At 32.2% G+C, this 2319-nt stretch carries 1 protein-coding gene and 1 pseudogene; both read right to left on the bottom strand.

Features of this window, described 5'->3' with window-relative positions; all coding sequences use genetic code 11:
- Nucleotides 1-144 precede the first annotated feature (144 nt).
- Nucleotides 145-1392, bottom strand: a complete 1248-nt coding sequence (gene purD, locus AB2369_RS12965; RefSeq protein WP_367666890.1) for a phosphoribosylamine--glycine ligase — start codon at nt 1390-1392, stop codon at nt 145-147.
- 160 nt (nt 1393-1552) lie between these two features.
- A pseudogene (locus AB2369_RS12970) lies at nt 1553-2319 on the bottom strand (bifunctional phosphoribosylaminoimidazolecarboxamide formyltransferase/IMP cyclohydrolase); the annotation flags it as partial.

Here is a 2319-nt window from a genome sequence, read left to right on the forward strand (position 1 = left end):
AATCTATTATAGGTAAGGCTCATACTAACTAAAACTAAATCAACAGCTACCACTATTTAAAGCCTATTCAAAAATTGAATTATCATCTATCATTAGTTAATGCGTATTCAAAGATTGAGTTTTGAGGTGATTTATTATATATAACTATATACTACCTATATCTGTCCTATAATAATTTCCTTGAAAATTTATGTTCTTTATTTCATTATAACATTCTTCTCTACCACTATCTAAGGCTTCTGAAGTAGTAACCAAAGATAAAACTCTTCCCCCTGTGGTTAGAAGCTTATCTCCTTTTAACATAGCTCCAGATATAAATACCTTCCCTTTACATGTATCTTCAATAGAAATATCCTTATGTTTTTCATAATTCAAAGGATAGCCTTTAGATACCATCATTACACAACAAGAATGTTTATTACTCCATTCTATATTAAAATCTTTAAGATTTTTACTTAATGCACTGTCTATTAAATCATTAAGACTACTCTTCATAAGAGGAAGTACTCCTTGAGTTTCAGGATCTCCCATTCTCACATTATATTCAAGTAAGTATACCCCTTTTTTAGTTATCATAATACCAAAGAATATAACTCCAATGAAGTCTAAGTTTTCATTATTTATTCCTTTAAGTGTTGGATTCATTATATTTTCAGTAAAATCCTTTAGAACTTCCTCTGTTACGTAAGGATTTGGTGCCACAACACCCATTCCTCCAGTATTAGGGCCCTTATCTCCATCAAATATCTGCTTATGATCCTTAGCTGATATAAAAGGTAATATTGTATTTCCATCTGTCACGGATAATATAGATGCTTCTACCCCCTGAAGGAACTCTTCTATTACTACAGTTTTTCCTCCCCCATTAAAGATATCCTTATCCATAAAGTCTAAAAGAGTGGTTATTCCCTCTTCTTTAGCTTGGCAAATTACAACACCTTTTCCTTGTGCAAGTCCGTCCGCCTTAATCACTATAGGATACTCACATTTATTTAAATAATCAGTAGCTTTTTCTAAAGAATTAAAGGTTTCATACTGAGCAGTTCTAACCTTGTATTTTTTCATGAATTCTTTTGCATATGCTTTACTTCCTTCAAGTAGTGCTCCTTTTTTATCTGGCCCAAATATTTTTAAGTTATTTTCCCTAAACTTATCTACTATTCCCCTAGTTAAAGGTTCCTCTGGTCCCACCACTGTGTATACTATATTATTTTCTTTAGCGAATATAATTAAATCCTCTATGACCGTTATATTCACATTTTCGCATTTATCTTCTAATGCTGTTCCTCCATTACCAGGAGCCACATATACTTTTGATACCTTAGAATCTTTAGCTAGCTTCCAGGCAATGGCATGCTCTCTACCTCCACCACCTATAACTAATATATTCATATATAATCCCCCTTGTTTATCCTGTTAGTATAAAGTTATCTACACTATTTTAAAAATTTATTCTTTATTTTATTATTGAATCTCTAACCAAAGAAAAATAACATCCAAAAGGGAATGACATTGTCACGGATTCAATTATAACTTATTTACTTTCACATAATTAATGTTTAAAATGTCTCATGGCGGTAAACACCATAGATAAATTAAGTTCATTGCACTTATCTATAGAGTCCTTATCTTTTATGGAACCTCCAGGCTGTATTATGGATTTTATTCCATATTTTGCAGCTTCTATAACTACATCATCAAAGGGAAAGAAAGCATCTGATGCCATAACTAAACTACCTTTTCCTCTCTCTAGAGCTTCTTTAGCTGCCCATATCCTATTTACTTGTCCTCCCCCAATTCCAAGGGCCATTCCATTCTTAGCTACTACAATAGCATTGGATTTAACGTATTTTACAACCTTCATGGCAAAGATTAAATCATCCATCTCTTCCTTATTTGGCTCTTTTTCTGTAACAACTTCTACACTATGAATTAAACCCTTATCTTCATCTTGAATAAGAATTCCACCATCCACTGATACCATATAGTTCTTTGCCTTAGGTTTATTCATACACTTTATTACCCTTAAATTCTTTTTAGACTTAAGGATTTCTAAAGCTTCCTCCGTAAAATCATTAGCTATTATAACCTCTAAGAAGATTTCTCTAAGCTTTTTAGCAGTTTCTTCATCTACTATATGATTAAAAGCAACTATTCCACCAAATATAGATATGGGATCACATTTATAAGCCTTCTCATAGGCATCTAATACATTCTCTCCTAAGGCAACTCCACAGGGACTATTATGTTTTAAAGCACAGCATGCTATTTCATCAAATTCATTTACCACCTTCCATGCTATGTCTATATCCTTTATAT

This window comes from Clostridium sp. (assembly GCF_040797585.1).
Classification (GTDB): Bacteria; Bacillota; Clostridia; order Clostridiales; family Clostridiaceae; genus Clostridium_Z.